27 protein-coding genes are annotated in these 24251 nt (G+C 60.2%); 10 read left to right on the top strand and 17 right to left on the bottom strand.

Annotation, left to right across the window (positions count from 1 at the left end):
* Positions 1 to 38: 38 nt before the first annotated feature.
* On the top strand, positions 39 to 638 hold the full coding sequence (locus V6S97_RS12120; RefSeq protein WP_334426880.1) for a GNAT family N-acetyltransferase: 600 nt from the start codon (positions 39 to 41) through the stop codon (positions 636 to 638).
* Positions 635 to 3550 carry an EAL domain-containing protein gene (locus tag V6S97_RS12115; protein WP_003509110.1) on the top strand — a complete coding sequence of 972 codons (2916 nt, stop codon included), beginning with the start codon at positions 635 to 637 and terminating at the stop codon, positions 3548 to 3550. The genes V6S97_RS12120 and V6S97_RS12115 overlap by 4 nt, the downstream gene beginning before the upstream one ends.
* Before the next feature lie 196 nt (positions 3551 to 3746).
* On the opposite strand, the gene V6S97_RS12110 is transcribed toward V6S97_RS12115, so the two are convergent.
* The 3 genes from V6S97_RS12110 to V6S97_RS12100 all read right to left on the bottom strand — a co-directional run bounded on the left by V6S97_RS12110 (position 3747) and on the right by V6S97_RS12100 (position 5913).
* Entirely contained in the window at positions 3747 to 4841 is a 1095-nt protein-coding gene (locus V6S97_RS12110) for a zinc-binding metallopeptidase family protein (protein ID WP_003509112.1), read from the bottom strand.
* A 168-nt stretch (positions 4842 to 5009) separates the two neighbouring features.
* Positions 5010 to 5201, bottom strand: a complete 192-nt coding sequence (locus V6S97_RS12105; RefSeq protein WP_003509115.1) for a CsbD family protein — start codon at positions 5199 to 5201, stop codon at positions 5010 to 5012.
* A gap of 106 nt (positions 5202 to 5307) precedes the next feature.
* Complete coding sequence (locus V6S97_RS12100) at positions 5308 to 5913, bottom strand: YqgE/AlgH family protein (protein ID WP_003521117.1); 606 nt, start codon at positions 5911 to 5913, stop codon at positions 5308 to 5310.
* Between the two features lie 161 nt (positions 5914 to 6074).
* Here V6S97_RS12100 and V6S97_RS12095 point away from each other — a divergent pair, with 161 nt between their 5' ends.
* Both V6S97_RS12095 and V6S97_RS12090 read left to right on the top strand, forming a co-directional pair.
* Positions 6075 to 6923, top strand: coding sequence for a protein-disulfide reductase DsbD domain-containing protein (locus V6S97_RS12095; RefSeq protein WP_003509118.1), 849 nt, complete (start codon positions 6075 to 6077; stop codon positions 6921 to 6923).
* A gap of 99 nt (positions 6924 to 7022) precedes the next feature.
* Complete coding sequence (locus V6S97_RS12090) at positions 7023 to 7508, top strand: peroxiredoxin (RefSeq protein WP_003509120.1); 486 nt, start codon at positions 7023 to 7025, stop codon at positions 7506 to 7508.
* A 227-nt stretch (positions 7509 to 7735) separates the two neighbouring features.
* On the opposite strand, the gene V6S97_RS12085 is transcribed toward V6S97_RS12090, so the two are convergent.
* From V6S97_RS12085 to coxB, 12 genes are all read right to left on the bottom strand, one after another.
* Positions 7736 to 8044 (bottom strand): Dabb family protein, encoded by a 309-nt coding sequence (locus V6S97_RS12085; protein WP_003494265.1) that lies wholly within the window; start codon positions 8042 to 8044, stop codon positions 7736 to 7738.
* Positions 8045 to 8189: 145 nt separating this feature from the next.
* Positions 8190 to 8630, bottom strand: a complete 441-nt coding sequence (rnhA, locus tag V6S97_RS12080) for a ribonuclease HI (protein WP_060723001.1) — start codon at positions 8628 to 8630, stop codon at positions 8190 to 8192.
* Entirely contained in the window at positions 8627 to 9595 is a 969-nt protein-coding gene (locus tag V6S97_RS12075) for a homoserine kinase (protein WP_334426873.1), read from the bottom strand. Before V6S97_RS12075 ends, rnhA begins: the two co-directional genes overlap by 4 nt.
* Positions 9596 to 9684: 89 nt before the next feature.
* Entirely contained in the window at positions 9685 to 10731 is a 1047-nt protein-coding gene (gene ispH, locus V6S97_RS12070; protein WP_003509126.1) for a 4-hydroxy-3-methylbut-2-enyl diphosphate reductase, read from the bottom strand.
* Between the two features lie 75 nt (positions 10732 to 10806).
* Positions 10807 to 11541 carry an SURF1 family protein gene (locus tag V6S97_RS12065; RefSeq protein ID WP_080866537.1) on the bottom strand — a complete coding sequence of 245 codons (735 nt, stop codon included), beginning with the start codon at positions 11539 to 11541 and terminating at the stop codon, positions 10807 to 10809.
* A gap of 10 nt (positions 11542 to 11551) precedes the next feature.
* Entirely contained in the window at positions 11552 to 11938 is a 387-nt protein-coding gene (locus V6S97_RS12060) for a DUF983 domain-containing protein (RefSeq protein ID WP_060726087.1), read from the bottom strand.
* 242 nt (positions 11939 to 12180) lie between these two features.
* The gene (locus tag V6S97_RS12055) at positions 12181 to 13056 is read right to left on the bottom strand and encodes a cytochrome c oxidase subunit 3 (RefSeq protein WP_003509131.1); all 876 of its coding nucleotides are present in this window, start codon (positions 13054 to 13056) and stop codon (positions 12181 to 12183) included.
* A 61-nt stretch (positions 13057 to 13117) separates the two neighbouring features.
* Positions 13118 to 13735, bottom strand: coding sequence for a cytochrome c oxidase assembly protein (locus V6S97_RS12050; protein ID WP_003509133.1), 618 nt, complete (start codon positions 13733 to 13735; stop codon positions 13118 to 13120).
* A 29-nt stretch (positions 13736 to 13764) separates the two neighbouring features.
* On the bottom strand, positions 13765 to 13896 hold the full coding sequence (locus V6S97_RS12045) for a hypothetical protein (protein ID WP_003509137.1): 132 nt from the start codon (positions 13894 to 13896) through the stop codon (positions 13765 to 13767).
* Complete coding sequence (locus V6S97_RS12040; RefSeq protein ID WP_223567157.1) at positions 13896 to 14849, bottom strand: heme o synthase; 954 nt, start codon at positions 14847 to 14849, stop codon at positions 13896 to 13898. The genes V6S97_RS12045 and V6S97_RS12040 overlap by 1 nt, the downstream gene beginning before the upstream one ends.
* Before the next feature lie 393 nt (positions 14850 to 15242).
* On the bottom strand, positions 15243 to 16943 hold the full coding sequence (gene ctaD, locus V6S97_RS12035; protein WP_060726085.1) for a cytochrome c oxidase subunit I: 1701 nt from the start codon (positions 16941 to 16943) through the stop codon (positions 15243 to 15245).
* A 17-nt stretch (positions 16944 to 16960) separates the two neighbouring features.
* Positions 16961 to 17824 (bottom strand): cytochrome c oxidase subunit II, encoded by an 864-nt coding sequence (coxB, locus tag V6S97_RS12030; RefSeq protein WP_003509143.1) that lies wholly within the window; start codon positions 17822 to 17824, stop codon positions 16961 to 16963.
* Positions 17825 to 18256: 432 nt separating this feature from the next.
* On the opposite strand from coxB, the gene V6S97_RS12025 reads away from it, so the two are divergent.
* The 5 genes from V6S97_RS12025 to V6S97_RS12005 all read left to right on the top strand — a co-directional run bounded on the left by V6S97_RS12025 (position 18257) and on the right by V6S97_RS12005 (position 22263).
* Positions 18257 to 18781, top strand: a complete 525-nt coding sequence (locus V6S97_RS12025; RefSeq protein ID WP_003521101.1) for an invasion associated locus B family protein — start codon at positions 18257 to 18259, stop codon at positions 18779 to 18781.
* An 81-nt stretch (positions 18782 to 18862) separates the two neighbouring features.
* Positions 18863 to 20278: a metalloprotease TldD gene (gene tldD, locus V6S97_RS12020; protein WP_080865930.1), complete on the top strand. Its 1416-nt coding sequence runs from the start codon at positions 18863 to 18865 to the stop codon at positions 20276 to 20278.
* Between the two features lie 364 nt (positions 20279 to 20642).
* Positions 20643 to 21080: a bleomycin resistance protein gene (locus tag V6S97_RS12015; protein ID WP_060726084.1), complete on the top strand. Its 438-nt coding sequence runs from the start codon at positions 20643 to 20645 to the stop codon at positions 21078 to 21080.
* 3 nt (positions 21081 to 21083) lie between these two features.
* The gene (locus V6S97_RS12010) at positions 21084 to 21749 is read left to right on the top strand and encodes an HAD family hydrolase (protein WP_099085601.1); all 666 of its coding nucleotides are present in this window, start codon (positions 21084 to 21086) and stop codon (positions 21747 to 21749) included.
* A 136-nt stretch (positions 21750 to 21885) separates the two neighbouring features.
* Positions 21886 to 22263, top strand: coding sequence for a hypothetical protein (locus tag V6S97_RS12005; protein WP_060722995.1), 378 nt, complete (start codon positions 21886 to 21888; stop codon positions 22261 to 22263).
* A gap of 56 nt (positions 22264 to 22319) precedes the next feature.
* On the opposite strand, the gene V6S97_RS12000 is transcribed toward V6S97_RS12005, so the two are convergent.
* Positions 22320 to 22625 (bottom strand): MazG nucleotide pyrophosphohydrolase domain-containing protein, encoded by a 306-nt coding sequence (locus V6S97_RS12000; protein ID WP_060722994.1) that lies wholly within the window; start codon positions 22623 to 22625, stop codon positions 22320 to 22322.
* A gap of 154 nt (positions 22626 to 22779) precedes the next feature.
* Between V6S97_RS12000 and V6S97_RS11995 the strand changes: the two genes are divergently transcribed.
* Positions 22780 to 23559, top strand: a complete 780-nt coding sequence (locus V6S97_RS11995; RefSeq protein ID WP_003509154.1) for a sulfite exporter TauE/SafE family protein — start codon at positions 22780 to 22782, stop codon at positions 23557 to 23559.
* Between the two features lie 30 nt (positions 23560 to 23589).
* Here V6S97_RS11995 and pdxH read toward each other — a convergent pair whose 3' ends face one another.
* The gene (gene pdxH, locus V6S97_RS11990; protein WP_003509156.1) at positions 23590 to 24210 is read right to left on the bottom strand and encodes a pyridoxamine 5'-phosphate oxidase; all 621 of its coding nucleotides are present in this window, start codon (positions 24208 to 24210) and stop codon (positions 23590 to 23592) included.
* Positions 24211 to 24251: the final 41 nt, after the last annotated feature.

The raw sequence follows: 24251 nt of genomic DNA, 5'->3' as shown, positions 1-24251 counted from the left end.
GCTTGCGGATGGCGATGTCTGCCGCACAGGGATCGTGAATGCTGCGTTTTCTTTCCCGACATAGCGACACGCCCGAACTGCGCAGCGCCAATCACCTTCTCAGACTGCCGCGCTACGGCGATTTCAAGCAATGGCATGTGCTGCGTTCGGAAAGCCGACAGTTTCTTCAGCCCTGGGAGCCGACCTGGCGCCCGGACGAACTGACGGAGGGCGCCTTCCGCATGCGCGTGATGCGCAATGGCCAGGAGTTTTCCTCCGGCACCGCCGTCTCCTTCCTGCTGTTTGAAAAAGAGACGCTCCTGGTGGGCGGTATCACCATCGGATACATCCGCCGGGGTGCGGCGCAAAGCTGCATGATCGGATACTGGATCGGCGAGCGCCACGCCGCGCAAGGCCATATGTCTGCCGCATTAAAATTGGTAATACCATACATCTTTAACGGACTTCAGTTGCACCGTATCGAGGCAGCCTGTATTCCGGAAAACTTCAAAAGCATCCGGCTTCTCGAAAACGCCGGGTTCCAGCGGGAAGGTCTCTTGCGGGAATATCTGAAAATCAATGGCCAATGGCGGGATCATATGATGTTTTCCCTTCTTGCCGACAAGCAAAGCTCCGGCGGAACGAAGTACGATACATGACCTACAATCACTCTGCGCCGTGCCTTGCGAAACGTCTGGCGGCAATCGCGCTGGCTGCGCCGTTTTTCCTGCTGTTCCTGCTTTTTGCTTCCCATTCCTTTGCTTTTGAGCCGGTAAAGATTTCCCGTGACGACACGGCGCTCGACCTGACGGCCACCACCGATATCTACGCCAATCAGGGCGAAGCCTTTCAGGTCTCGACCGCGCCGGGCCCTGATGGCATCCGCCGCCGTATCGAGGTGCGCGCCAGTTCCAACGATCACCAGGGCGACTGGGCGGTCTTTGCGCTCGCCAACGTCTCCGAAGAACAGCTGGAGCGCGTGATCGTCGCGCCGCATTTCCGCCTCGTCAATTCCAAGCTGTTCTGGCCCGATCTCGGCTCGCAGCGCATCATGGCGATTACGCCGAGTGAAGGCTTTGCGCTTGACCGGCAGCCGAGCCCGGATGCCGACGTCTTCCGCATCACGCTCAACCCCGGCTCCGTCATCACCTTCGTCGCCGAGCTTTCCACGCCGCAGCTACCGCAGCTTTATCTGTGGGAGCCGGAGGCCTACAAGGACACGATCAACGCGTTTACGCTCTATCGCGGCATCGTGCTCGGCATTGCCGGCCTGCTGGCCGTGCTTCTGACCATTCTCTTCGTGGTCAAGGGAACCTCCGTCCTGCCGGCCTCGGCCGCACTCGCCTGGGCGGTGCTTGCCTATATCTGCGTCGATTTCGGCTTCCTTGAAAAGCTCATAACCGTCACCTCAAGCGATCAGCGAATATGGAGGGCGGGCGCGGAAGTGGCGCTCGCCTCCAGCTTCGTGGTCTTCCTCTTCACCTATCTCAATCTCAATCGCTGGCACGCGCATCTGGGTTATGCGACCTTTGCCTGGGTGGTGGGTCTGGCGCTGCTGTTCGGCGTGGCGATCTATGATCCGTCGGTCGCGTCAGGCATCGCGCGCGTGTCCTTCGCGCTCACCGCAACGGCCGGCATCGCACTCATCATCTATCTCGGTTTCAACCGTTACGACCGGGCGATCCTGCTCGTTCCCTCCTGGGCGCTCATCCTCGTCTGGCTGTTCGGCAGCTGGCTGACGGTGACGGGGCAGCTGGACAACGACATCGTGCAGCCCGCACTCGGCGGCGGGCTGGTGCTGATCGTGCTTCTGATCGGCTTTACCGTCATCCAGCACGCCTTCGCCGGCAGCGCCTATCAGCAGGGCCTGTTCTCCGACCTCGAACGGCAATCTCTGGCGCTGACGGGCAGCGGCGATACCGTGTGGGACTGGGACGTGACGCGCGACCGCATCGTCACCACGCCCGATATTTCCAACCGGCTGGGGCTGGAACCCGGCGCCATGCACGGCGCTGCGCGCAACTGGCTGCCGCGCCTGCATCCTGACGATCGCGACCGGTTCAAGGCGACGCTCGACGTGCTGCTCGACCATCGCAAGGGCCGCCTCAACCACGAATTCCGCATTCGCGCCGAAGACGGGCATTTCCACTGGCTGCAAATCCGCGCCCGTCCGGTTCTCGGCTCCAACGGCGAAATCATCCGCTGCGTCGGCACCATCACCGATATTACCGAGCAGAAGAACTCGGTGGAACGGTTGCTGCAGGATGCGATGAACGACAATCTGACCGGGCTTCCGAACCGGCAGGTGTTCCTCGACCGCCTGCAATCGATCCTCAACCTGTCGCCCGACAGCGAAGGCGTGCGCCCGACCGTGATGGCGATCGATATCGACCGTTACAAGCTGGTCAACGATACGCTCGGCATTGCCGCGGGTGATAATATCCTTATCGCGCTGACACGGCGTCTGCGCCGCCTGCTGAAACCGCAGGATACCCTGGCGCGTCTCGGTGGTGATGAGTTCGGCCTTATCCTCACCTCCGAGCGCGATCCGCAGCGTGTGGCCGATTTCGCCGATGCGGTGAACAAGGCGATCATGGTGCCGATCAATTTCGCCAATCGCGAAATCATCCTCACCGCCTCCATCGGCCTCGTCTCATGGATCGACCAGCAGGAAAGTGCGGCCGGACTGCTCAGCGATGCGGAACTCGCCATGTATCGCGCCAAACGGGCTGGCGGCAACCGCGTCGAGCCGTTCCGCCCCGCCTTCCGCACCTCGGGCACCGACCGCCTGCAGATGGAAAGCGATCTTCGCCGCGCCATCGAGCGCAAGGAGCTGTCGCTGGCCTACCAGCCCATCGTCAAGCTTGACGATGGCGAGCTGGCCGGTTTTGAGGCGCTGATGCGATGGGAGCACCCCAAGCGCGGCAATATCCCTCCGAGCGAATTCATTCCGATTGCGGAGGCCTCCGGCCTGATCGAGCCTCTCGGCATGTTCGCCCTGGAACGGGCTGCCACCGATCTGATGGACTGGCAGCACGCCATCGAAAAGATGCCGATCTTCATCTCCGTCAATATTTCCAGCGCGCAATTGCTGAACAACGAATTGTACAACGACGTGCGCGGCATGCTGACCCGCACGCGCTGCAATCCGCAGCAGCTGAAGCTGGAGCTGACGGAATCGGTTGTCATGGAAAACCCGGAACAGGCGCGGCTGGTGCTTTCCAAGCTCAAGGAAACCGGCCTCAGCCTCGCCATGGATGATTTCGGCACCGGCTATTCGTCACTCGCCTACCTCACCCGCTTCCCCTTCGACACGATCAAGCTCGACAAGGCGCTGGTGGCCAATACCAGCGACAAGCGCAACGTTCTGCTGCGCTCCGTCATCGCCATGGCGCGCGCACTCGACATGCAGGTGGTGGCGGAAGGCATCGAAACGCCTGAAGATGCGGCCGAACTGGCCCGCATGAACTGCCATTTCGGCCAGAGCTTCCTGTTCGGCACGCCGGTCTCCGGCGATGCGGCGCTGAAGCTTCTACGGGAGCGGTTCCAGCCGACGAAGCGGGCTTCGTAAGGGATATTGCGTACATGGAAGCGAGGGGGCGCAGTCTCCTCCTCAAATTCCACGTCATCCTCGGGCTTGTCCCGAGGATCTAATCACGCATGCTAAAACTACCGACGGCAGATCCTCGGGACAAGCCCGAGGATGACGACGGAGAGGGCTAATGCTCCCCGGAACGTCTCGGATTTTCAACCTGCACGCCGAATATTTACTGAACCATCATCACCGGCTGCGCATCCGCCGCCACGCTCCCATGTAACAGGTCGTGGATGAACTCCATCTTCGCCACCACCGGCGGCGTCAGCACGAAGGGATAAAGGTCCGCCTCCCCCATGCTGCGCTGGATGGAATTGATGGCGACGCTGAGCGGGATCCAGGCTTTCACCAGCTGCGCGGCGCTGCGGGCCTTATAGGGATCGAACGTCACTTCCGCCGCCATTTCCTCGTGCCCGTCAGGATCGATCGCCACACCGAAGGCGCGCGCGGTTTCGAGCGTATCGACGATATGCAGATAATGGGCGAAACATTCGGCGAAATCCTCCCAGGGGTGGACCGAGGCATAGGAACTGATGAAATTCTCCTGCCAGTCGCGGCGCGGCCCGCCATCATAATTGCGTTGCAGGGCGGCGCCATAATCCTCGCGCTCGTCACCAAAGACGGCGCGGCAGGCCTCCAGCCGGTTTTCGTCCCGCACCAGCTTGTTCCAGATGAAGTGCCCGACCTCGTGGCGGAAGTGGCCAAGCATGGTGCGGTATGGCTCGTTCATGTTGGCGCGCACCTGTTCGCGCGTCGCGTCATCGGCCTCGGCCGCGCGGATGGCGATCAGGCCTTCGTCGTGGCCGGTCATGGCGGGAATGACGGAACCATCGAGCGCCACCTCATCCACCAGAAAGTCGAAGACGAGGCCGCCTGCGGGGTCAGCATCACGATTGGGATGCGGCAGGCCAAGCCGCAGGATCGAATAAAACAGGTGCCGCTGCGCCTGGCTGATGCGGTGCCATTGTTCAATCCCCTGCTCTGTGGCCATATCAGGCACCAGGCGATTGTGGCTGCAGGCCGGGCAAAAGGCATTGGCGCTTTCCGCCGGCACAGACCAGTTGCAGATATCATTCACCTCATTGGCGCAAAACCGCACCTGCTTTTCCGGCTCGGCCACGATCTGCCAGTTCGGTTCACCCGCAGGCGCCAGCGCTTCCATGGAAAGCCGTTCCGGCACGAAAGCCAGGCGATGGCCGCAGGAGACGCAGAAGCGATTGTCGAAATGGACAGGCTGGCCGCAGGATGCGCAGGAAAAAAGCTTCATGGATGAAACCCTTGCGATGGGACGGGTGAAAGAAAAGCAGAGATAAAATGTGAAGGCGGAGGCGTAACGGCCCGGTCGTCATGGCCCTCACATGACAAGAGCGCATGTGCGATAACACATGCGCTCCATGCGCCGCATCGTGGGAGAGGCGCAATGTTTCATGCAGAATTACATGCGGTCGACGGCGCCCTTGACGGCGTCCTTCGCCTTGCCGACGGAGCTCTGAACCTTGCCCTTGGTTTCCTGGGCGGCACCCTTAGCACGCAATTCATTATTGCCCGTCGCTTCGCCGACGCTCTTCTTCACCTTGCCAGCAACTTCATTGGCTTTACCGGCGATCTTGTCAGATGTGCTACCCATATTACTGCTCCCTAGTTGAGCCGTACTGTCTGTCCGGCTTTCCGGGTGGGTAACGTCAGGGGTCAGGATTTGGTTCCAGCCGAAAGGGGCAGGAATTGTGTTGAGATCAGGCGTGCCCGGCATCCGTGGAGAGCATGCGCGCATCGACGCCCATCAGGGCCAGCGCCCGCTCGTATTTATTGTCCAGCCCACGGTCGAAGATCAGCTCTTCCGCAGCGGGGCAATTCAGCCAGCCATTATTGGCGATCTCGTTTTCCAGCTGGCCCGGACCCCAGCCGGCATAACCGAGCATCATGGTCGCCCTTTGCGGGCCGCGGCCGTTGGAAATGGCGCGGACGATATCAAGCGTTGCGGTGAGCGAAATGTCATCGCTGACCGGAATGCTTGATTCGCTGAGGTAATCATCCGAATGCAGCACAAACCCCCGGCCGGATTCCACCGGGCCGCCGCACTGGATCGGAAATTCGCGGGTGCGGTTAGGCAGCATGATGGCGTCGTTGCTATCCACCAGCTTCAGATGCAGCAGAATATCCGTAAACGTGATCTGCTGCGGCCGGTTGATGATGAAGCCCATGGCCCCGGCGTCCGAATGGGCGCAGATATAGATCACCGAACGGGCAAAATTGCCGTCGTCCAGCCCCGGCATCGCGATGAGGAACTGGCCATCGAGAAAGCCACGTTCGCGTTTGTCCATCAGGGTTGAAAAGCTCACCGGCGCCTCCAGCAGACCGAATTCCGTCGCTCAACGGAAAACGGCGTTCGCACTTCGACAAAGGACAGGATGCGGCATCGCGCCCGATCAATCAACCGAAAATGATGAACCGCACGAATTCGTAACTGGTCCGTCGGGCGATGTTGGGTTAGACGGGAAGCATGAGCGTCAGGATATTCTTTCGATTTTCACATCTTCGTCTCGCGGCCGCATTTGCCGCCCTCCTCGGCGGCATGCAAGCCGCCCAGGCCGAAATTACCGACTGGGCCAGAAGCGAGGGCGGCCTGATGCGCGTGGCAAGCCTTGCCATGGATGCGGACGGCGTGGTGCGCGGCGTGCTGCAGATCGAGCCGAAGGACGGCTGGATCACCTATTGGCGCGAACCGGGCGAAGCAGGCATACCGCCGCAGATAACGCCCGATCCGGCAAGCGGCGTGGCGCTTACCACCATGGCCTATCCGGTTCCGAAGCTGATCGAAAACGGTGACATCACCGATATCGGCTATGACCACGCCGTCAGCCTTCCCTTTCAGCTGAAAGCCGCCGACCCGGCAGCGAGCGGGAAGATAGACCTCACCGCCTTCATCGGCGTGTGCCAGAATATCTGCATTCCCTTCGAGGCGAAGTTCTCCATAGACCGCGGCAATGCGGGTGATGATGACAGCGAGGAACGCCGCCTTCTCGAAGAGGCGCGCGAAACGTTGCCCGAGGCGGCGTCCGACGATTTCAAGGTGATCGATTTCCACATCACGCCCGACAAGACCATGCTCGGCGTGCAGCTGCAGCTTCCGGAAAACGCACCCAAGGAGACCGAAATATTCATCGCGGGTCCCTCCGGTTTTGCCTATTACGAGCCGCAGAACCTGGTGCGCGACAAGCGCAAGCTCTCCTTCTACATGAACATCAAGGGCCTGCCGAAAACCTATCAGGTGCAGGGCAACAGCTGGCCCATTCTGGTCAAGTCAGGCGACCGGGCCATGGAGACCATGCTGAATTTCCCGAAGCCGTGAGCGGTGTTTCTGCGGGGGAAATTATCTCGAAAACCGCATGACAGCTTTCATTTCCGTGCTCTATAGTCGCGCGAACCGAACGGCTACAGGAGCACGGACATGACCATCAAGATCGGCGAAAAACTGCCTTCCGCAACCTTCAAGGAAAAGACGGCCGACGGCCCGGTGGAAACCACCACGGACGCACTTTTCGGCGGCAAGAAGGTGGTTCTCTTTGCCGTTCCCGGCGCTTTCACCCCCACCTGCTCGCTGAACCACCTGCCGGGTTATCTCGAAAACCGTGACGCCATTCTTTCCAAGGGCGTGGACGATATCGCCGTCGTCGCCGTCAATGACTGGCACGTCATGGGCGCATGGGCGCAATCGTCTGGTGGTCAGGGCAAGATTCATTTCCTCGCCGACTGGGATGCGTCCTTCACCAAGGCGCTCGGCCTCGATGCCGATCTGTCCGGCGGCGGCCTTGGCGTGCGCTCCAAGCGTTATTCGATGCTGGTGGAAGACGGCGTGGTGAAGTCGCTCAACGTTGAAGAGAACCCCGGTCAGGCAACGGTCTCTGCCGCTGCGGCGATGATCGAGCAGCTTTGAGGGCGAGCTTGGTCTCTCCTTGTAAATGTAAAGGCTCCAACTTTCCGTCATGCCGGACTTGATCCGGCATCCGGCCACGGCGCGTCTGCGCCGTGAGAGGAGTCTTTTGCGATCAAGGACTTGATCGCACTGGACCCCGGATCAAGTCCGGGGTGACGGCACACTTAGTGATACGATCTCACGACAGGCATTCGCATTGAAGAATAAAGGGCGGCTCCGCCGCCCTCTCAAACATTCATATCGAACACCAGAAGCCCGGCGAGACCGCCATCGGTGAGCGACACGAGACGCTCCCCCACTTCCATGTGCTGCGGATGGGCGAGATAGTCGTCGCGGGCTTCGGGGCTTTCCAGCGTCACGATGAAACCGTCGACAAAACCGCCATTCAGCCCCTCAGGCGAAACATTCTGGCCGTATTTCACATCAATGATGCCGGGGATGACATCTTTCAGGGCAGCGATCGCCTCGAATATTGCCTGTTTTTCAGAAGACGCCGTTGCGGCCTTGAAGCGTAAAAATACACAATGCAGGATCATCCGGATTTCTCTCCTCCGTTGGGCGCCACTGGAGCACCCCCTTGACGACAAGATAGGTCGGGTTTCGGTTTTCACAACCCCGGATAATGGGGTCCGAGATCAAGTCGGCTCTATTTTCGCCGACCCAAGATAGAGCAGGCTTCCATTACCGCCGTTTGAAGGGCTCCATGCCCTTTCGCGCCAGTTCGTCGGCGCGCTCGTTTTCAGGATGACCGGCATGGCCCTTGACCCAGTGCAGGGTGACCTTGTGGCGTTCCTGTGCCGCTTCCAGCGCCTGCCACAGCTCGACATTCTTGACCGGCTTGTTATCGGCCGTCTTCCAGCCCTTCTTTTTCCAGCCGAAAATCCACTTGGTGATGCCGTCCTTGACATAGGCGCTGTCGGTATAAAGATCGACCTCGCAGGGGCTCTTCAGCGCATTGAGCGCCGAAATCGCCGCCATCAATTCCATGCGGTTATTGGTGGTCTCAGCCTCGCCGCCGGAGAGTTCCTTCTCCACCTCGCCATAGCGCAGCACCGCGCCCCAACCGCCCGGACCGGGATTGCCGGAGCAGGCGCCATCGGTGAAAATATCGACATGTTTCATTCGCCAGCCAACCCATATTCGGCGACATTGGCGATCGCGCGGTGGAACCGCAGCTTGCGCAGATATTCCAGCGGGTCCTTCTTCACCACCAGTGCGCCCTCGGGCGTCGTCAGCCAGTCGTAAAGGCGCGTCAGGAAGAAACGCAGCGCCGAACCGCGCGCCAGAAGCGGCAGCGCTTCCAGCTCCGCTTCGCTCAGCGGACGCACCGACTGGTAGCCTTCCAGCAGCGCCTTGCCCTTGGTGACGTTATAGGCGCCGTCCTTTTCGAAGCACCAGGCATTGAGGCAGATCGAGACGTCATAAGCGAGCAGGTCGTTGCAGGCGAAATAAAAGTCGATCAGGCCGGAAAGTTCGTCGCCGAGGAAAAACACATTGTCCTGAAACAGATCGGCATGGATGACGCCGGCCGGCAAATCTTTCGGCCAATGGGCGGCGAGATAATCGATCTCAGGGCGAATCTCGTCTTTCAGGCCCTTCTCCACCTCGTCGGCGCGCGCTTCGGACTTGTCCCAAAGCACCTTCCAGCCTTCGACGGAGAGCGCATTCGGCCGCTTGATCTCGAAGCCTTCACCGGCCAGATGCATGGCGGCGAGCGCCTTGCCGACTTCCCGGCAATGTTTCGCCTCCGGCTTTCTCAGCCACATGCCTTCAAGAAAGGAAATCAGCGCCGCCGGCCGGCCCGACAATTCTCCCAGCAATTCGCCATCCTTGCGCGCCAGCGGCAAGGGGCAGGACAGGCCCTTGGCTGCCAGATGCTGCATGAGGCCGAGGAAGAAGGGCAGATCGTTTTTCTCCACGCGCTTTTCATAAAGCGTCAGGATCAGCGGGTCCTTGGTGGTATGCAGCAGGAAATTGGAGTTTTCGACGCCCTCGGCAATGCCCTTGTAAGAGGTGAGGCTGCCGACGTCGTACTGCATGAGGAAATTCCTCAGATCATCTTCGGTGATATCAGTATAAACTGCCAATTTCAAATCTCTTGATGAAGGATGGAGTGGAAATCTCGATGAATGACGCCTGTGGGACGGAAACCGCCCACAGTCAGCATCGTCCAGCTTTAAATGCCGGCGGCGGTTTTCGGCGGCAGCGCATTGCTGGCATTGCCGTTGACGAAGGCCATGTCATCGGTCGTCAGCTCAATGCTGCGCAGCTCGCGATTGACGAGGAAATGCTCCGTTTCCTCAACCGTTACGGCAAGATCGAGCGTGGTGTCGAAACGCGCCTTGAAGGCCTCGATGATCTCGTCAACGATAACCTCAGGTGCGGAAGCACCGGCCGAGAGGCCGACGGTGCTGATATCGCCGATTTCATCCCAGTCGATTTCCGAGGCCCGCTGCACCAGCACGGAGCGCTTGGCCCCGGCGCGCAGCGCCACTTCCACCAGCCGCTTGGAATTGGAGGAATTGGGCGCACCGACAACGATGAACAGGTCACAGCCGGGGGCTGCCTGCTTCACCGCATCCTGACGGTTGGTGGTTGCGTAACAGATGCTGTCGGCGGCGGGCGCCTGAATGGCCGGGAAACGTTCCTGCAGCCTGGCGATAACGCCTGCGGTGTCATCAACCGACAATGTCGTCTGAGTGACGAAGCCGAGATTTTCACGGTCCAGCGGTTCATAACGGCCGGCATCCTCCACCGTCTCGATCAGCGAGACAGTGCCTTCGGGAAGCTGGCCCATGGTGCCGATGACCTCGGGGTGGCCGGCATGGCCGATCAGCACCACATGGCGGCCAAGCCGCTGGTGGCGCATGGCCTGCTTGTGGACCTTGGAGACCAGCGGGCAAGTGGCATCGAGATAAAACAGGTTACGAGCCTGTGCGTCCTCAGGCACTGATTTCGGCACGCCATGGGCGGAGAAAACCACCGGCTGCTCGCGATGCTCGGTGGGGATTTCGTGCAGCTCCTCGACGAAGACCGCACCCTTGGCTTCCAGCCCCTCCACCACATAGCGGTTATGCACGATTTCGTGGCGGACATAGACAGGCGCGCCATAGGCTTTCAGCGCCAGCACGACGATCTGGATCGCCCGGTCCACGCCCGCGCAAAAGCCGCGCGGTCCGCACAGCCTTATCGTCAAAGGGGGTTTGGAAACGGCGATGTTCATTCCAGCTCCTTGGCCAGCTCCTTGGCCAGCACCGTGGTCTTGCCCGATCAACTGCCCTACCGGACGCGGCGCGCTTTATTCACCCTGCGCCTTGCCGTTCCGGAAATAGGCAAAACCGGCGACAATGACAAGGGCCGCCGCCAAGCCATACCACGTTATCGCATATTGCAGGTGATTGTTGGGCAAATCTATCAGCGTCACGCCGCCTTCAGGCCAGCCACCCGGATTGGGCGTGGCATCGGCATCCACGAAGAGATTGACCAACCGCTCGGACGGAATTTCGGCGCTGGAAGCCATGGCCGCCAGATCTTTCCAGTAGAAGATATTCTTGGCGATATCATTGTCAGGCAGCAGCGATGATGGCTTTGCCACGAGCGGCGCGCGCGCCAACCCCGTTATTGTCACTTCGCCGGTTACCTGCCCGTCGGGCCGTTTGGCGGGCTCTTTCATCTCGAAAGGCACGAAGCCGCGATTGACGAAGAGAATGCGGCCGTCCGCAAGCGTCAGCGGCGTATAGATGTAATAACCGGTCCGGCCCTGATGGGTGGCGAAGAAATGCCGCTCGTGGGCATGATCGAAGGTGCCGGAAAGGCTGACCCTGCGATATTCGATATCGCCGCCGCTTTTTGCGATCGCCTCGATATCGGCAAGCGTCACCGGATTTGCACTGCGCCGCTCCTCGATATCGGCCATCAACGCCTCTTTCCAGTAGAGCCGCTTCACCTGCCAGGTTCCAAGCCCGAGAAGGATGGCAAGCGCCAGCAGCACCAGCGGCGCGGCGAACCAGACGCGCCTTTCCGCGGCCTTCATGTGGGAAACGTCATTCACGATCAAGCCTGCCTTCGCTTGCATTGTTCTTGTATTGCAGCGCAATCATGATCCCCTTCAGCTTGCGCAGCAGCACCAGGGAGACAATTACCGTAAACGGCAACCACAGCATGACATGCACCCAGACGGGCGGCGCAAAACGCTGATCGACCCAGAGCGCCAGCCCGACGACCAGAAAACCGACGATCAGCATGACAAAGACGGCCGGGCCATCGCCCGCATCGGCGAAACCGTAATCCAGCCCGCAGGCGCTGCAGGTGGGCTTTATGGTCAGAAAACCATCAAACAGCCTGCCGTTGCCGCAACGCGGGCAGCAGCCTTTGAGCCCGACCTTGATGGGATCTACCGGCGCGAAATTGCCGTTTCCGGGTTCTGACATATGACCTCCCGCTTCCGCCTGCAAACCACCCCTCTGGAGAGGGGCTCAGGCACGAGGGCAGCAACCGCTGCCCGTGAAGTGTCGACGGAGGCTCCCTCCTCCGTCATCCCCGGACGTGACCCGAGGATTTGCACACCACCGATCTGGATTCTCGGGTCGAACCCGAGAATCGCGCCGGGCGTGCGGGAAGCTCGCCCTGGACATCAGGGCGGCGATTTGCCGCCCCTCCACTATCGGTGCGATCAGCCGTGCACCGGCGCGCCCCAGCCACCCCAGATATAGATGGCGAAGAACAGGAACAGCCAGACGACGTCAACGAAATGCCAGTACCAGGCGGCGGCTTCGAAACCGAAATGCTGCTTGGGCGTGAAACCGCCGGCAATGGCGCGGAACAGGCAGACAAGCAGGAAGACCGTGCCGACGAAGACGTGGAAACCGTGGAATCCGGTGGCCATGAAGAAGGTCGCGCCATAGATCGAATTCTTGAAGTCGAACGGCGCGTGCATGTATTCGTAAACCTGCACGGTGGAGAACAGGATGCCGAGCGCGACGGTGAGCACCAGACCGGTGATCAGGCCCTTGCGGTCATTGTGCAGCAGGGAATGGTGGGCCCAGGTGACGCAGGTGCCCGACAGAAGCAGGATGACGGTGTTGTAGAGCGGCAGATGCCAGGGATCGATGACCTCGATGCCCTTTGGCGGCCATTGCCCGCCGGTATATTCGAGGCGGGACGCCTGAATGGCCTCGTGCGGGAAGAGGCTGGCATCGAAATAGGCCCAGAACCACGCGACGAAGAACATCACTTCTGAGGCGATGAACATGATCATGCCGTAACGCAGGTGCAGCGAAACGACGCGGGTGTGGCTGCCCTCATTGGCTTCCTTGATCGTATCCGCCCACCACGCATACATGGTGTAGAGCACGATAACGAGACCGATATAGAACAGCCAGGGATTGGCCAGTTCCGCACCGAACAGCTTGAAGGAGCCGCCCGACAGGTAACGCATGTAGCAGACGCCGCCAAATGTCAGGATGAAGGCGCCGATTGAGGCCAGAAGCGGCCAGGGGCTTGGATCGATGATGTGGTAATCGTGGTTCTTCTGATGCGTATCTGCCATTGCGACAATCCCCTGGTATCTCTTCCCTGATCCGGCCTTAAGCAAAAGGCCAGATCTCCTCTCACAATTTGCTTTCGCCAGACTCATTCTTTACCGGCAAGGACGCAACCGGTTTTTCGGTTTTGGCCGGATAAAACGTATAGGACAGCGTTAAAGTATGAATGCTCTTGGTCTCGCGCGCCGTGGCGATGTCAGGATCGACAAAAAATACCACCGGCATTTCCAGCGTTTCACCCGGCTGCAGCGTCGTTTCGGTGAAGCAGAAACATTCCACCTTGTTGAAATAGGCCCCTGCTTCCATCGGCGTGACGTTGAAGACCGCCGTGCCCGTGGTCGCCACGGGTGAACGGTTCGTCGCCTTGAAAGTCACCTGCACCGTTTCGCCGATCTTCGGCGTGACCTTCCTGTCGACCGGCTGGAAATCCCAGTTGAGGCCGTTCGACGTATTCGCGTCGAAGGTGACGTTGATGGTCTTGTCGAGAATGACGTCGGAATATTGCTCGACGCGCTGGGTCGTGCCGTTATAGCCGGTGACGCGGCAGAACAGGGTGTAGAGCGGTACGGCGGCATAGGCCATGCCGATCATGGCGCAGAAAAACACCAGACAGAGCACGAGAATGGAGCGATTGCTCACCTTCTGCCTGCCGGTCGCTGCCGTCTGCGTTTCCATATTTGCCATCTCCTCCTCCTCTCCCCTCAATCAGCCCGTCAGTGCGAGCCGATCTTGATGATGGTGATGACGTAGAACAGCACCACCAGGCCGGCGAGCAAAACGCCGAGCGCAATGTTGCGCCCGCGTCTCGATTTTTTCTGAGCCGCGCTCAGTTCCACCGTTTCCATCACAGGACTCCCGACATGACGGCCTTGAGGGCCGACGCGAAATGATCGGCCAGAAGGCCGGAGAAGATGGCGAAGAGATAAAGCACCGAATAGGCGAACATCTTCTTGGCCGGCAGCATTTTCTCGTCGCCCTCAGGCATGCGCCGGACATCGAGCGAACAGTAGACGAAGATTGCGCTCAGCACGGCTGCGAAAATGCCGTAACCGGCGCTCGCCAGACCCGTGAAATAAGGCGCAACAGCCGCAGCCGCGGTCAGCACCGCATAAACGATCATCTGGTTCTTGGTGGAGCGTTCGCCCGCCACATTCGGCATCATCGGAATGCCGACGGCGCCGTAATCGCGCATCTTGAAGAGCGCCAGAGCCCAGAAATGCGCCGGTGTCCACAGGAAGATGATGAGGAACAGGATGATGCTGTCAAGCGAAACGCCGCCGGTGACGCAGGCCCAGCCGAGCATGGGCGGGAAAGCGCCAGCGGCACCGCCGATGACGATGTTCTGCGGCGTCGAGCGCTTCAGCCACATCGTATAGACGACGGCGTAAAAGAAGATGGTGAAGGCAAGCAGTCCGGCCGAGAACCAGTTGACCGCAAGACCGAGAATGACCACCGAAAAGGCCGACAGCGTCAAACCGAAGGCCAAGGCCTCGCGCGGCGCGATACGGCCCGACGGGATCGGCCGCTTTGCGGTGCGGCTCATCACGGCGTCGATATCGGCATCGTACCACATGTTGAGCGCGCCGGACGCGCCGGCGCCGACGGCGATGCAGAGAATGGCGATGATGCCGAGCACCGGGTTTATTTCGCCCGGCGCCAGCACCAGGCCCGCAAAGGCCGTGAAGACGACGAGCGACATGACGCGCGGCTTCAGCAACTCGAAATAATCGCGCGCGCCGGCTTCCGAAAGTTCGGAGCCCTTCACGCCCAGCATGTCGCGATTGTCGATAATGCTCATTTCCTGTCCTGTTTTCCTTCAGGCGCCGCCTGTCGCGACATCCCCTGCACCTGCCCGAAAACGAATGTGATTTCCGGCATGCGCGATGCGTCAATTCATTGGTCCGAACGTTCCGGCATGGGCGGCATCCGGAAGAACCGATACCATTTGCCCGGCCCTGTGACCGCGCCCATCCCGCCATTCGTCTGCGCTGCTCATTCATAAAGGCCAGACTTGGCATTTATCACGTCCGGGGCATGTATCATGTCGGACGATATGCTTCGCTTGGACAAAATGTCACGCGGCAACGGGCATTCCCGCCTCAAGGAAACGGCGCTGACCAAGGCCGTACCGTCCCTTGTTTTTGAGCGTCCGGAATTTGCGAGTCCTGCCCGCGCCTTCCGGGGCCGCGCATCAGCGAATGCGCGGCAGCTGTTCCCACTGGTGGTAAGGCGGCGGCGAAGACAGCTGCCATTCGAGCGTGGTCGCACCCTCACCCCAGGGATTGTTGCCGGCGATCCGCTTCTTGGCGAAGGCTTCCCAGACGCCGAAGAGGAAGATACCCACGGCAACGGCCGAGATATACGAACCGTAAGAAGACACCAGGTTCCAGCCGGCATAGGCATCGGGATAATCGATGTAGCGGCGCGGCATGCCGGCGAGACCAAGGAAGTGCTGCGGGAAGAAGATCAGGTTCACGCCGACGAACATGACCCAGAAATGCAGCTTGCCGATGAACTCGCTGTACATGTAGCCGGTGATCTTCGGGAACCAGTAATACCAGCCGGCGAAAATCGCGAAGACCGCACCGAGCGACAGCACGTAGTGGAAGTGGGCGACGACGTAATAGGTGTCGTGCAGCGAACGGTCGAGACCGGCATTGGCGAGCTGCACGCCGGTGACGCCACCGACGGTGAACAGGAAGATGAAGCCGATCGCCCAGACCATCGGGGTCGAGAAGGTCAGCGAACCGCCCCACATGGTCGCGATCCACGAGAAGATCTTGATACCCGTCGGCACCGCGATGACCATGGTGGCGAAGACGAAATAACGCTGCGCTTCGAGCGACAGGCCGACCGTATACATGTGGTGGGCCCAGACGATGAAGCCGACGGCGCCGATGGCGACCATGGCGTAAGCCATGCCGAGGTAACCGAAGACTGGCTTCTTGGAGAAGGTGGACACGATGTGGCTGATGATGCCGAAGCCGGGCAGGATCAGGATGTACACTTCCGGGTGACCGAAGAACCAGAACAGGTGCTGGTAGAGGATCGGATCACCGCCGCCTTCCGGCGAGAAGAATGCCGTGCCGAAGTTGCGATCGGTCAGAAGCATGGTGATGCCACCCGCCAGAACCGGCAGCGAAAGCAGCAGCAGGAATGCGGTGACCAGAACCGACCAGGCAAACAGCGGCATCTTGTGCAGCGTCATGCCCGGAGCGCGCATGTTCAGGATGGTGGTGATGAAGTTGATCGCGCCGAGGATCGAGGATGCGCCGGCAACGTGCAGCGAGAAGATCGCAAGATCCACCGCCGGCCCGGGCATGCCGCTGGTCGATAGCGGCGGATACATGGTCCAGCCGCCGCCGACACCATAAGCGCCCGCCGGGCCTTCGACGAAGAGCGACAGGAGCAGCAGGATGAAGGCCGGGACGATCAGCCAGAAGGAAATATTGTTGAGGCGCGGGAAAGCCATGTCAGGAGCGCCGATCATGATCGGGATCATCCAGTTGGCGAAACCGCCGATCATCGCCGGCATGACCATGAAGAAGATCATGATGAGCGCGTGCGCTGTCGTAAACACGTTGAACATGTGCTTGCCGCCGTCGATGGCGGCGTCGCCCTCGAAGCCGTAAACCATGGAAGCCAGACCGTGGAAGATCTGAATGCCAGGCTCCTGCAGCTCCATGCGCATGACGACCGACAGACCGCCGCCGATGATGCCCGCCATGATGGCGAAGATCAGGTAGAGCGTGCCGATGTCCTTATGGTTGGTGGACAGGAACCAGCGGGCGAAAAAGCCCGGCGTATGGGAATGATGCGCATCATGCGAATGATCGTCATTTGCGGATTGACCATGCGAGTGATGATCGTCGTGTGCGGAAGGTCCAGCCATTGTCGTCACTCCAGGTCTCAGTTGGCTTCGTTGGCGGCAACGTCAACGGTGCGCGGAGCGCCGTCGACGGAGGCCATCAGCGCCCGGTTCGCGCCGTTCAGGTCTGAAGCGGCGGCGGCGTGCCAGGCGTTGTACTGCTGTTCGGAAACCACCCGAATGGCGATCGGCATGAAGGCGTGGTCCTTGCCGCAAAGCTCGGAACATTGGCCATAATAGAGGCCTTCCTTCTCCGGCTTGAACCATGTTTCGTTGAGGCGGCCCGGAACGGCGTCGATCTTGACGCCGAAAGCGGGCATGGCGAAGGCGTGGATGACATCCGTCGGAGCCGCCGTCACCAGAAGGCGAACGGTCTTGCCGACAGGAACGACCATTTCATTGTCTACCGCAAGAAGACGCGGATAGCGGGCCTTGTCCTCCTTGCCCGCAGCAGCGCGATCCTGCTCTTTCAGCAGATAGCTGTCGAAGGAGAGCGGCTCGGCGCCCTCGGCGGCGGCATATTCATAGCTCCACAGCCATTGCGTGGCGGTCGCCTTCAGCGTCAGGTCCGGGTTTTCCGGCTGCGTCAGCTGCGCGTTCAGAAGATTGAACGAGGGGAAAGCGAGGAACAGGAGAATGAGAACCGGCGCCAGCGTCCAGACAACCTCGATCGCCGTGTTATGGCTGGTCTTGGAAGCCACCGGATTTTTCGCGGCGCGGAATTTCAAGGCAACGATGATGAGCAGCGCAAGAACGAAAAGCGTAACCGGAACAATGAACCACAGTGTATATTGTTCAAACCAGCGTATTTCGTGCATGATCGGCGTGGCGGCCTCCTGCATGCCCATTTGCCAATGCACCGGCTGATCGGCGTGGGCGCCGACAGCCGTGAGCAGACAGGTCATCCCCGCCAGTGCTGCGTAAATCCTATTCCTCACGGTACCCTCTCCCTCACGCGTCTGATCTAGATCAATCACAGACGCAGAATCCATGCTAATGGTACTAACTTCAAACCACAGTTTGTCCTCTGCCGCAATATGCGTCGGGACACGGATATGCCCCAATTTTGCCATTGGTCAATCCACGGGCGACTTTCCCGCACCCTGTGTCTGAGCTGCCCCGCCGAACGCGATTTCGAACAGCCCAAATGCGACAAAGCCCCGACTTCCAGTCGGTTCCACCGCCGGATAACGAATGACGTGCCGGGCAAATCAGACGCCCATACAGGCGGTCAGGTCCTATTTCCGCCCAACTCCGCTGGAATTGAAGCCCTGAGGCTTTTTTTTCCGGATTATGGCGTCAAAATAGCCGCACTGATTCGAATCCCAGAGGTATCCATGCGTCTTTCCCCGCTCGCGCGCACTTTTCTTGCCGCCGCCGGTCTTGCCATCATCGCCCCCGCTGCCGCAGCGCTGGCGCAACAGCAGCCGCCCGGCACGCCGAAGTCGACGCATGGCGCATGGTCTGTCATCTGCGACAAGCCGGCGGGTGCATCCGAAGAACAATGCGCCCTCATGCAGAACGTGATTGCCGATGACCGCCCGGAAGTCGGCCTTTCGGTGGTGGTGCTGAAAACCGCCGACCGCAAGTCGCGAATCCTGCGCATCCTCGCGCCGCTTGGCGTGCTTTTGAAGGACGGCATGGAGCTCTATATTGACAATAATAATATCGGCCGCGCCTATTTCACCCGCTGCTTCTCCGAAGGCTGCTACGTGGAAGTGGATATTGACGACGAGCTCTTGAAGGTTCTGCGCGCCGGCAAGAATGCGGTTTTTGCGCTGCGCGAAGCCGTTGATCAGGATCGCGTGGGTATTCCGATCGAGCTTTCCGGCTTTGCCGAGGGCTACGACGCGCTTCCCTGACGCCTGCCACTACGGGACAGCCTTGCGTCCGCCGGCTCCAGTGCCTAAATCGGTCATGAACGATAATGACTGGAGCCTCCCATGACCGACGATCTTGTAAAACTCTTCGATTGCGACGAAACGCAATTGCGCAAGCTCGTCGGCGAGGCGCTCGCCGGCGCTGACGATGGCGAACTCTTCATCGAACATGCCCAGGCCGAATCGCTGACCTTCGACAATGGCCGGCTGAAGGGCGGCTCCTTCAACACCGATCAGGGTTTTGGCCTGCGCGCCGTTGCCGGTGAAACGGTGGGCTATGCCCATGCGGGCGAGCTTTCGCAAAGCGCACTGAAACGCGCTTCGGATGCGGTGGGTGCGGTTACCAGAGGGTATTCCGGCTCCTACGCCGCAGCACCGCAGCGCACCAACAAGAAGCTCTATGGCGACGAGAACCCGATCGGCAGCCCGAGTTTCGAGGAGAAGGTGAAACTTCTCACCGATATCGACGCTTATCTGCGCGACAAGGACCCGAATGTCCGGCAGGTGACGGCGACCATTTCCGCGAGCTGGCAGGTGGTGGACATCCTGCGCGCCGATGGTCATCGCGTCAGCGATATCAGGCCGATGACGCGCATCAACATCTCCGTCGTTGCGGGTGAAGGCGACCGGCAGGAAAGCGGCTCCTACGGCATTGGCGGCCGCGTCGGCTTTGGCGATTTCATCACCACGGAAAACTGGCAGCGCGGCGCGGATGAGGCACTGCGTCAGGCGCTCGTCAATCTCACCGCCATCGATGCGCCGGCCGGCACCATGGATGTGGTGCTTGGCTCCGGCTGGCCGGGCGTGATGCTGCACGAGGCGGTGGGCCATGGCCTCGAAGGCGACTTCAACCGCAAGAAGACCTCGGCCTTTGCCGGCCTGATGGGAGAAATGGTCGCCGCGCCCGGCGTGACCGTGGTGGATGACGGCACCATCGACAGCCGCCGCGGCTCGTTGACGATCGACGACGAAGGCACGCCATCGGGATATAATGTGCTGATCGAGAACGGCAGGCTGGTCGGCTACATGCAGGACCGGCAGAACGCCCGGCTGATGGGCGCGACGCCCACCGGCAACGGCCGCCGGCAGGGTTATGCCTATGTGCCGATGCCGCGCATGACCAATACCTACATGCTGTCAGGCGACAAAACGCCGGAAGAAATCATCGCCTCCGTCAAGAAGGGCATCTATGCCGTTTCCTTCGGCGGCGGCCAGGTGGATATTACCTCAGGCAAATTCGTGTTCGGCTGCACCGAGGCCTATCTCATCGAGAACGGCAGGATCGGCGCGCCGCTCAAGGGCGCGATGCTGATCGGCAATGGGCCGGACGCCATGAAGCGCGTCTCGATGATCGGCAATGATTCCAAACTCGATACCGGCATCGGCAATTGCGGCAAGGCCGGTCAATGGGTGCCTGTCGGCGTCGGTCAGCCGCATCTGCGCATGGATCAGATCACCGTCGGCGGTACGAAAGCGTAAATCTCACGACCTGCCGGTAACGACGGCCAATGCGTATCTGTAGCGCAGACAAAGTGATGTAGCGGTGCATCCCCACATCCGTCATTCCGGCCTTGAGCCGGAATCCAGCCGACGCGCATCCGCGCGGCGAGAGGGTCCTTTCAGCCCAAGGATTTGGGCTGCAAGGATTCCTGTGACAGGCACAGGAATGACGGGAGGAAAATTGCGGGACACCAGAGGCTGAACCTGCCGCGACAATCTCAGCCCGCAGCCTCACACATGGCTGCCATGATGACGTTTCCTCTGGCGTGTAGCCGGGAAGACGGTAAGATCAGCCCCTGCCGCAGGCCATCTCCCATCCCGGGCCTGCGCGGCAAAGGAGACCATGACCATCATACGAAATGCCCTCGTTCCTGAAATTGCCGTCAGCGACTGGCAGAAAAGCCGCGCCTTTTATTGCGATCTGATCGGTTTTCATGTGGTCTATGAGCGCCCCGAAGAGGGCTTTACCTATCTGGCGCTGGGAGATGCCCAGCTGATGATCGACCAGATCGGCGCAACCCGGACATTCGTGACGGATAATGCCGCGCTTGAATTTCCGCTCGGCCGCGGCATGAACCTGCAGCTCGCCGTTCCCTCCCTGCAACCCATTCTTTTCCGGCTGGAGCGATCCTCGATCGACCTCGTGATGCCGCTGGAGGAAAAATGGTACAGGCGCGGCACGGTCGAAGTGGGCAACCGGCAATTCATCGTCGCCGATCCCGATGGTTACCTGATCCGCCCTTTCGAGAGCCTCGGCGAACGCCCTTTCCGGTTCGGTTAAGCCATGTTGCCCTTTCTTCCGCAGGCCGTGGTGTTCGACATGGACGGATTGCTGATCGAGAGCGAGAGGCTTTATCGCGATTCATTTCTGGCGGCCTCGGATGAAGGCGGCCATGGCATGAAGGTCGAAACCTACCAGAAGGTGTGCGGCAGCCCGTGGGATGTCATTACCGGCACCATCTTTGCCGATTATGGCGCGGATTTTCCGATCGACAGCTTCCGCGACGCCTGGCTCCGGCACCTTGGTGTGATGATGGCTGATGGCGTGGCGCTGAAACCGGGCGTCATCGACATTCTCGATCTTCTCGACCGGCTCGATATCCGCCGCGCCATCGCCACCTCGTCGCGGCACGATTCGGTGACGCGCCATCTCGGCCCCCACGATCTTCTCAGACGTTTCGATACCATCGTCGCACGCGGCGACTATACCGAACCCAAACCCGCGCCCATGCCCTATCTGACCGCAGCCCGACGGCTTTCCCTTGATCCGGGCCGTTGCCTTGCGCTGGAGGATTCCTATTCAGGCGTACGCTCGGCCACATCCGCGGGCATGTTGACGATCATGGTGCCCGATGTCGCGCCGCCGACCGAGGAAATGCGGGAAAAGTGCGTTGCCGTTGCAAGCGACCTTCACGCCGTGGCAAGCCTTCTGCAAAAGGCAAAGGCCTGAGCGAGATGAAGAGCGGGCTGAAAGCGCGGAGCCGTCACATGTCCTTAGCCATTTGGCGTCATGATGAGGCGCATGCAGGCTCAAACGCCGCTATTGGCCGAGCGCCTTTGTCGGCGCATCCATAACCGGGGTGATCATGCCGCCTGTTGCCCTGTCGCTCGCGACGCTGATCCTGCTGATTCTGTCCTTATTCCAGATTGCGCTTGCAGCCGGCGCGCCTTTCGGACGCCTTGCCTGGGGCGGCACGCACCGGATATTGCCTGTCCGACAAAGAATTGCCAGCGCGGCTTCGCCGCTCATTTATGCCTTTTTCGCGTCCTTTCCGCTGCAAAAGACGGGCTATGTGGACGTCTTGCCATCCGGCTGGATCGAACCCGGCATCTGGATCATCGCCTGTTATCTCGCGGTGAGCGTTGGATTGAACGCAATGTCGAAAAGCCGCCCTGAGCGGCTGGTGATGACGCCTGTGGCTGCCGCTCTTGCGATCCTGTTCTTTATCATCGCCTTCTCCTAGTCGCACCCCACTAGAGGCGCGATACCGCAAGGATCAAGCCGCCGTTCGGTGGTTCGTCAGGCCCCTGGCCTGAAACGCCACTTACGCTCGATCGCTCCTTCAATATCGAGACCGTTATAATGGGCCAGCAACAGCACATGGCCGAGGAGATCGGCGGTTTCGTCGGCCAGATCCCGCTTCATCTCCTCTTTGCTCCTGCCCTTAATGCGCCCCCGTCCTGTCAGCCGGTTCCAGGCCTGTGTGACCTCGCCAACCTCTTCCTGAAGCTTCAGCATGTACCAGTCCGGGTCGCGGAATATTCCGTTTTCAGCGGCATATTTTTGCGAGGCCTCTTCAAACCGAGGCATCATGTCAGCAAACATTTGTTCATCCTTTGTTCATGCGCTATAACTCTAATCACGATTCTTTGACGGCGTCGACCCGTCAGGGCGTCATGCAGCCATGAACGGAAATTTCCGCGACCTGTGCGTGCAAGCGAGATAGAAAAAAGATATTCGAACAACCGTGCCATCGCCCATGTCCCACCTCGATTTTTTCTCATCCCTCATCACCGCCCATAGTCCGACGCTGCTGGCGATGTTTGCGGGTGCGGCGTTTCTCGCCGGTCTCGCCCGCGGCTTTTCCGGCTTCGGCGCAGCGCTGATTTTCATCCCGCTTGCCAGCGCCATCGTCGGGCCGCGCGTCGCCTCGGCGGTACTGCTGGTGGTGGACGGCGTCCTGACGCTCGGCATGATACCGCCCGCCTTTCGCATGGCGGACCGGCGCGAGGTTTTCATCATGGCGGCCGGCGCCTTTGTCGGCATACCGGTCGGCACCCTGCTGCTTTCCAAGGGTGATCCATTGACCCTGCGCTGGCTCATCTCCGGCGTGGTCGTGGTGCTGCTCTTATTTCTGGTGTCCGGCTGGCGTTACAGCGGCCGGCCGAAAACGCCGCTCACCCTCTTCACCGGGCTTCTGGCCGGGCTGTTTTCGGGCGCTGCGCAACTGGGCGGTCCGCCCGTCGTCGCCTATTGGCTGGGCGGAGCGCTGAAAGGCGCTTTCGTGCGCGCCAATGTCATTCTTTATTTCGCGGTTTCGACGGTGTTTTCCATCGCCAGCTATTTCGTCAGTGGCCTGTTTACCGTCGATGTCTTCGTGTTTTTCCTGCTGGCATTGCCTTTTTACGGCGCGGGTCTTTATGCCGGCGCGCGACTGCACGGGCTTGCGGACGAAGCGTCGTTCCGGCGCATCTGCTATGGGCTGATCGCCATTTCCGCGATCATCGGCCTGCCGCTGTTTGATTCGCTGCTGAAATAGGCAGGCCGCGATGGCCTGCCCCGAAGGCGATTACGGATACATGCGGACCTTGGACCATGCACCGTCAGGCGTCTCGCGACGGAATTCGATGCGGTCGTGCAGGCGGAACTTGCGGTCGTGCCAGAATTCGATGCTGAGCGGGCGGATGCGGAAACCGGACCAATGGGACGGGCGCGGAATCTCGCCGATGGCATATCTGGCGGTATATTCGGCGACCGCCTTCTCCAGCGCGAAACGGCCCTCCAGCGGCCGAGACTGTTTGGAAGCCCAGGCGCCGATGCGGCTGCCGCGCGGGCGCGAGGCGTAATAGACATCCGCCTCCTCGTCGCTGACGATCTCCACCTCGCCGCGCAGGCGCACCTGTCGGCGGAGACTTTTCCAGTGGAAACACATGGCCGCTTTTTTCTGGCCAAGGATCTCCTGTCCCTTCTGGCTTTCAAAATTCGTGTAGAAAACAAAGCCGCGATCGTCGACGCCTTTCAGCAGCACCATGCGCACATTCGGCAGGCCATTTTCGTCCACGGTGGCAAGCGCAACCGCGTTCGGATCGTTGATTTCGGAAGCCGTTGCGTCCTTCAGCCATTCGGCAAAAAGCGTGAACGGTTCATTTTCTTCCGTGAAGTCACTGGATGTTAACCCCGTTTCCGACATATTGACTAAAATGCTCCCGAGCTGATTTGGACCCCAGAGAT

It is taken from the genome of Agrobacterium sp. CCNWLW155 (assembly GCF_036888815.1).
In the GTDB taxonomy this organism is placed as follows: domain Bacteria; phylum Pseudomonadota; class Alphaproteobacteria; order Rhizobiales; family Rhizobiaceae; genus Agrobacterium; species Agrobacterium radiobacter.
The sequence above is the reverse complement of the archived record's forward strand: the minus strand, read 5'-3'. Positions and strand labels throughout refer to the sequence as shown.

Coding starts and splice junctions, on each gene's coding strand:
- V6S97_RS12120 (WP_334426880.1), top strand. CDS start 39: ATGCTGCGTTTTCTTTCCCGACATAGCGACACGCCCGAACTGCGCAGC.
- V6S97_RS12115 (WP_003509110.1), top strand. CDS start 635: ATGACCTACAATCACTCTGCGCCGTGCCTTGCGAAACGTCTGGCGGCA.
- V6S97_RS12110 (WP_003509112.1), bottom strand. CDS start 4,841: ATGAAGCTTTTTTCCTGCGCATCCTGCGGCCAGCCTGTCCATTTCGAC.
- V6S97_RS12105 (WP_003509115.1), bottom strand. CDS start 5,201: ATGGGTAGCACATCTGACAAGATCGCCGGTAAAGCCAATGAAGTTGCT.
- V6S97_RS12095 (WP_003509118.1), top strand. CDS start 6,075: ATGAGCGTCAGGATATTCTTTCGATTTTCACATCTTCGTCTCGCGGCC.
- V6S97_RS12090 (WP_003509120.1), top strand. CDS start 7,023: ATGACCATCAAGATCGGCGAAAAACTGCCTTCCGCAACCTTCAAGGAA.
- V6S97_RS12085 (WP_003494265.1), bottom strand. CDS start 8,044: ATGATCCTGCATTGTGTATTTTTACGCTTCAAGGCCGCAACGGCGTCT.
- rnhA (WP_060723001.1), bottom strand. CDS start 8,630: ATGAAACATGTCGATATTTTCACCGATGGCGCCTGCTCCGGCAATCCC.
- ispH (WP_003509126.1), bottom strand. CDS start 10,731: ATGAACATCGCCGTTTCCAAACCCCCTTTGACGATAAGGCTGTGCGGA.
- V6S97_RS12065 (WP_080866537.1), bottom strand. CDS start 11,541: ATGAAGGCCGCGGAAAGGCGCGTCTGGTTCGCCGCGCCGCTGGTGCTG.
- V6S97_RS12060 (WP_060726087.1), bottom strand. CDS start 11,938: ATGTCAGAACCCGGAAACGGCAATTTCGCGCCGGTAGATCCCATCAAG.
- V6S97_RS12055 (WP_003509131.1), bottom strand. CDS start 13,056: ATGGCAGATACGCATCAGAAGAACCACGATTACCACATCATCGATCCA.
- V6S97_RS12050 (WP_003509133.1), bottom strand. CDS start 13,735: ATGGCAAATATGGAAACGCAGACGGCAGCGACCGGCAGGCAGAAGGTG.
- V6S97_RS12045 (WP_003509137.1), bottom strand. CDS start 13,896: ATGGAAACGGTGGAACTGAGCGCGGCTCAGAAAAAATCGAGACGCGGG.
- V6S97_RS12040 (WP_223567157.1), bottom strand. CDS start 14,849: ATGAGCATTATCGACAATCGCGACATGCTGGGCGTGAAGGGCTCCGAA.
- ctaD (WP_060726085.1), bottom strand. CDS start 16,943: ATGGCTGGACCTTCCGCACACGACGATCATCACTCGCATGGTCAATCC.
- coxB (WP_003509143.1), bottom strand. CDS start 17,824: ATGACCTGTCTGCTCACGGCTGTCGGCGCCCACGCCGATCAGCCGGTG.
- V6S97_RS12025 (WP_003521101.1), top strand. CDS start 18,257: ATGCGTCTTTCCCCGCTCGCGCGCACTTTTCTTGCCGCCGCCGGTCTT.
- tldD (WP_080865930.1), top strand. CDS start 18,863: ATGACCGACGATCTTGTAAAACTCTTCGATTGCGACGAAACGCAATTG.
- V6S97_RS12015 (WP_060726084.1), top strand. CDS start 20,643: ATGACCATCATACGAAATGCCCTCGTTCCTGAAATTGCCGTCAGCGAC.
- V6S97_RS12010 (WP_099085601.1), top strand. CDS start 21,084: ATGTTGCCCTTTCTTCCGCAGGCCGTGGTGTTCGACATGGACGGATTG.
- V6S97_RS12005 (WP_060722995.1), top strand. CDS start 21,886: ATGCCGCCTGTTGCCCTGTCGCTCGCGACGCTGATCCTGCTGATTCTG.
- V6S97_RS12000 (WP_060722994.1), bottom strand. CDS start 22,625: ATGTTTGCTGACATGATGCCTCGGTTTGAAGAGGCCTCGCAAAAATAT.
- V6S97_RS11995 (WP_003509154.1), top strand. CDS start 22,780: ATGTCCCACCTCGATTTTTTCTCATCCCTCATCACCGCCCATAGTCCG.
- pdxH (WP_003509156.1), bottom strand. CDS start 24,210: ATGTCGGAAACGGGGTTAACATCCAGTGACTTCACGGAAGAAAATGAA.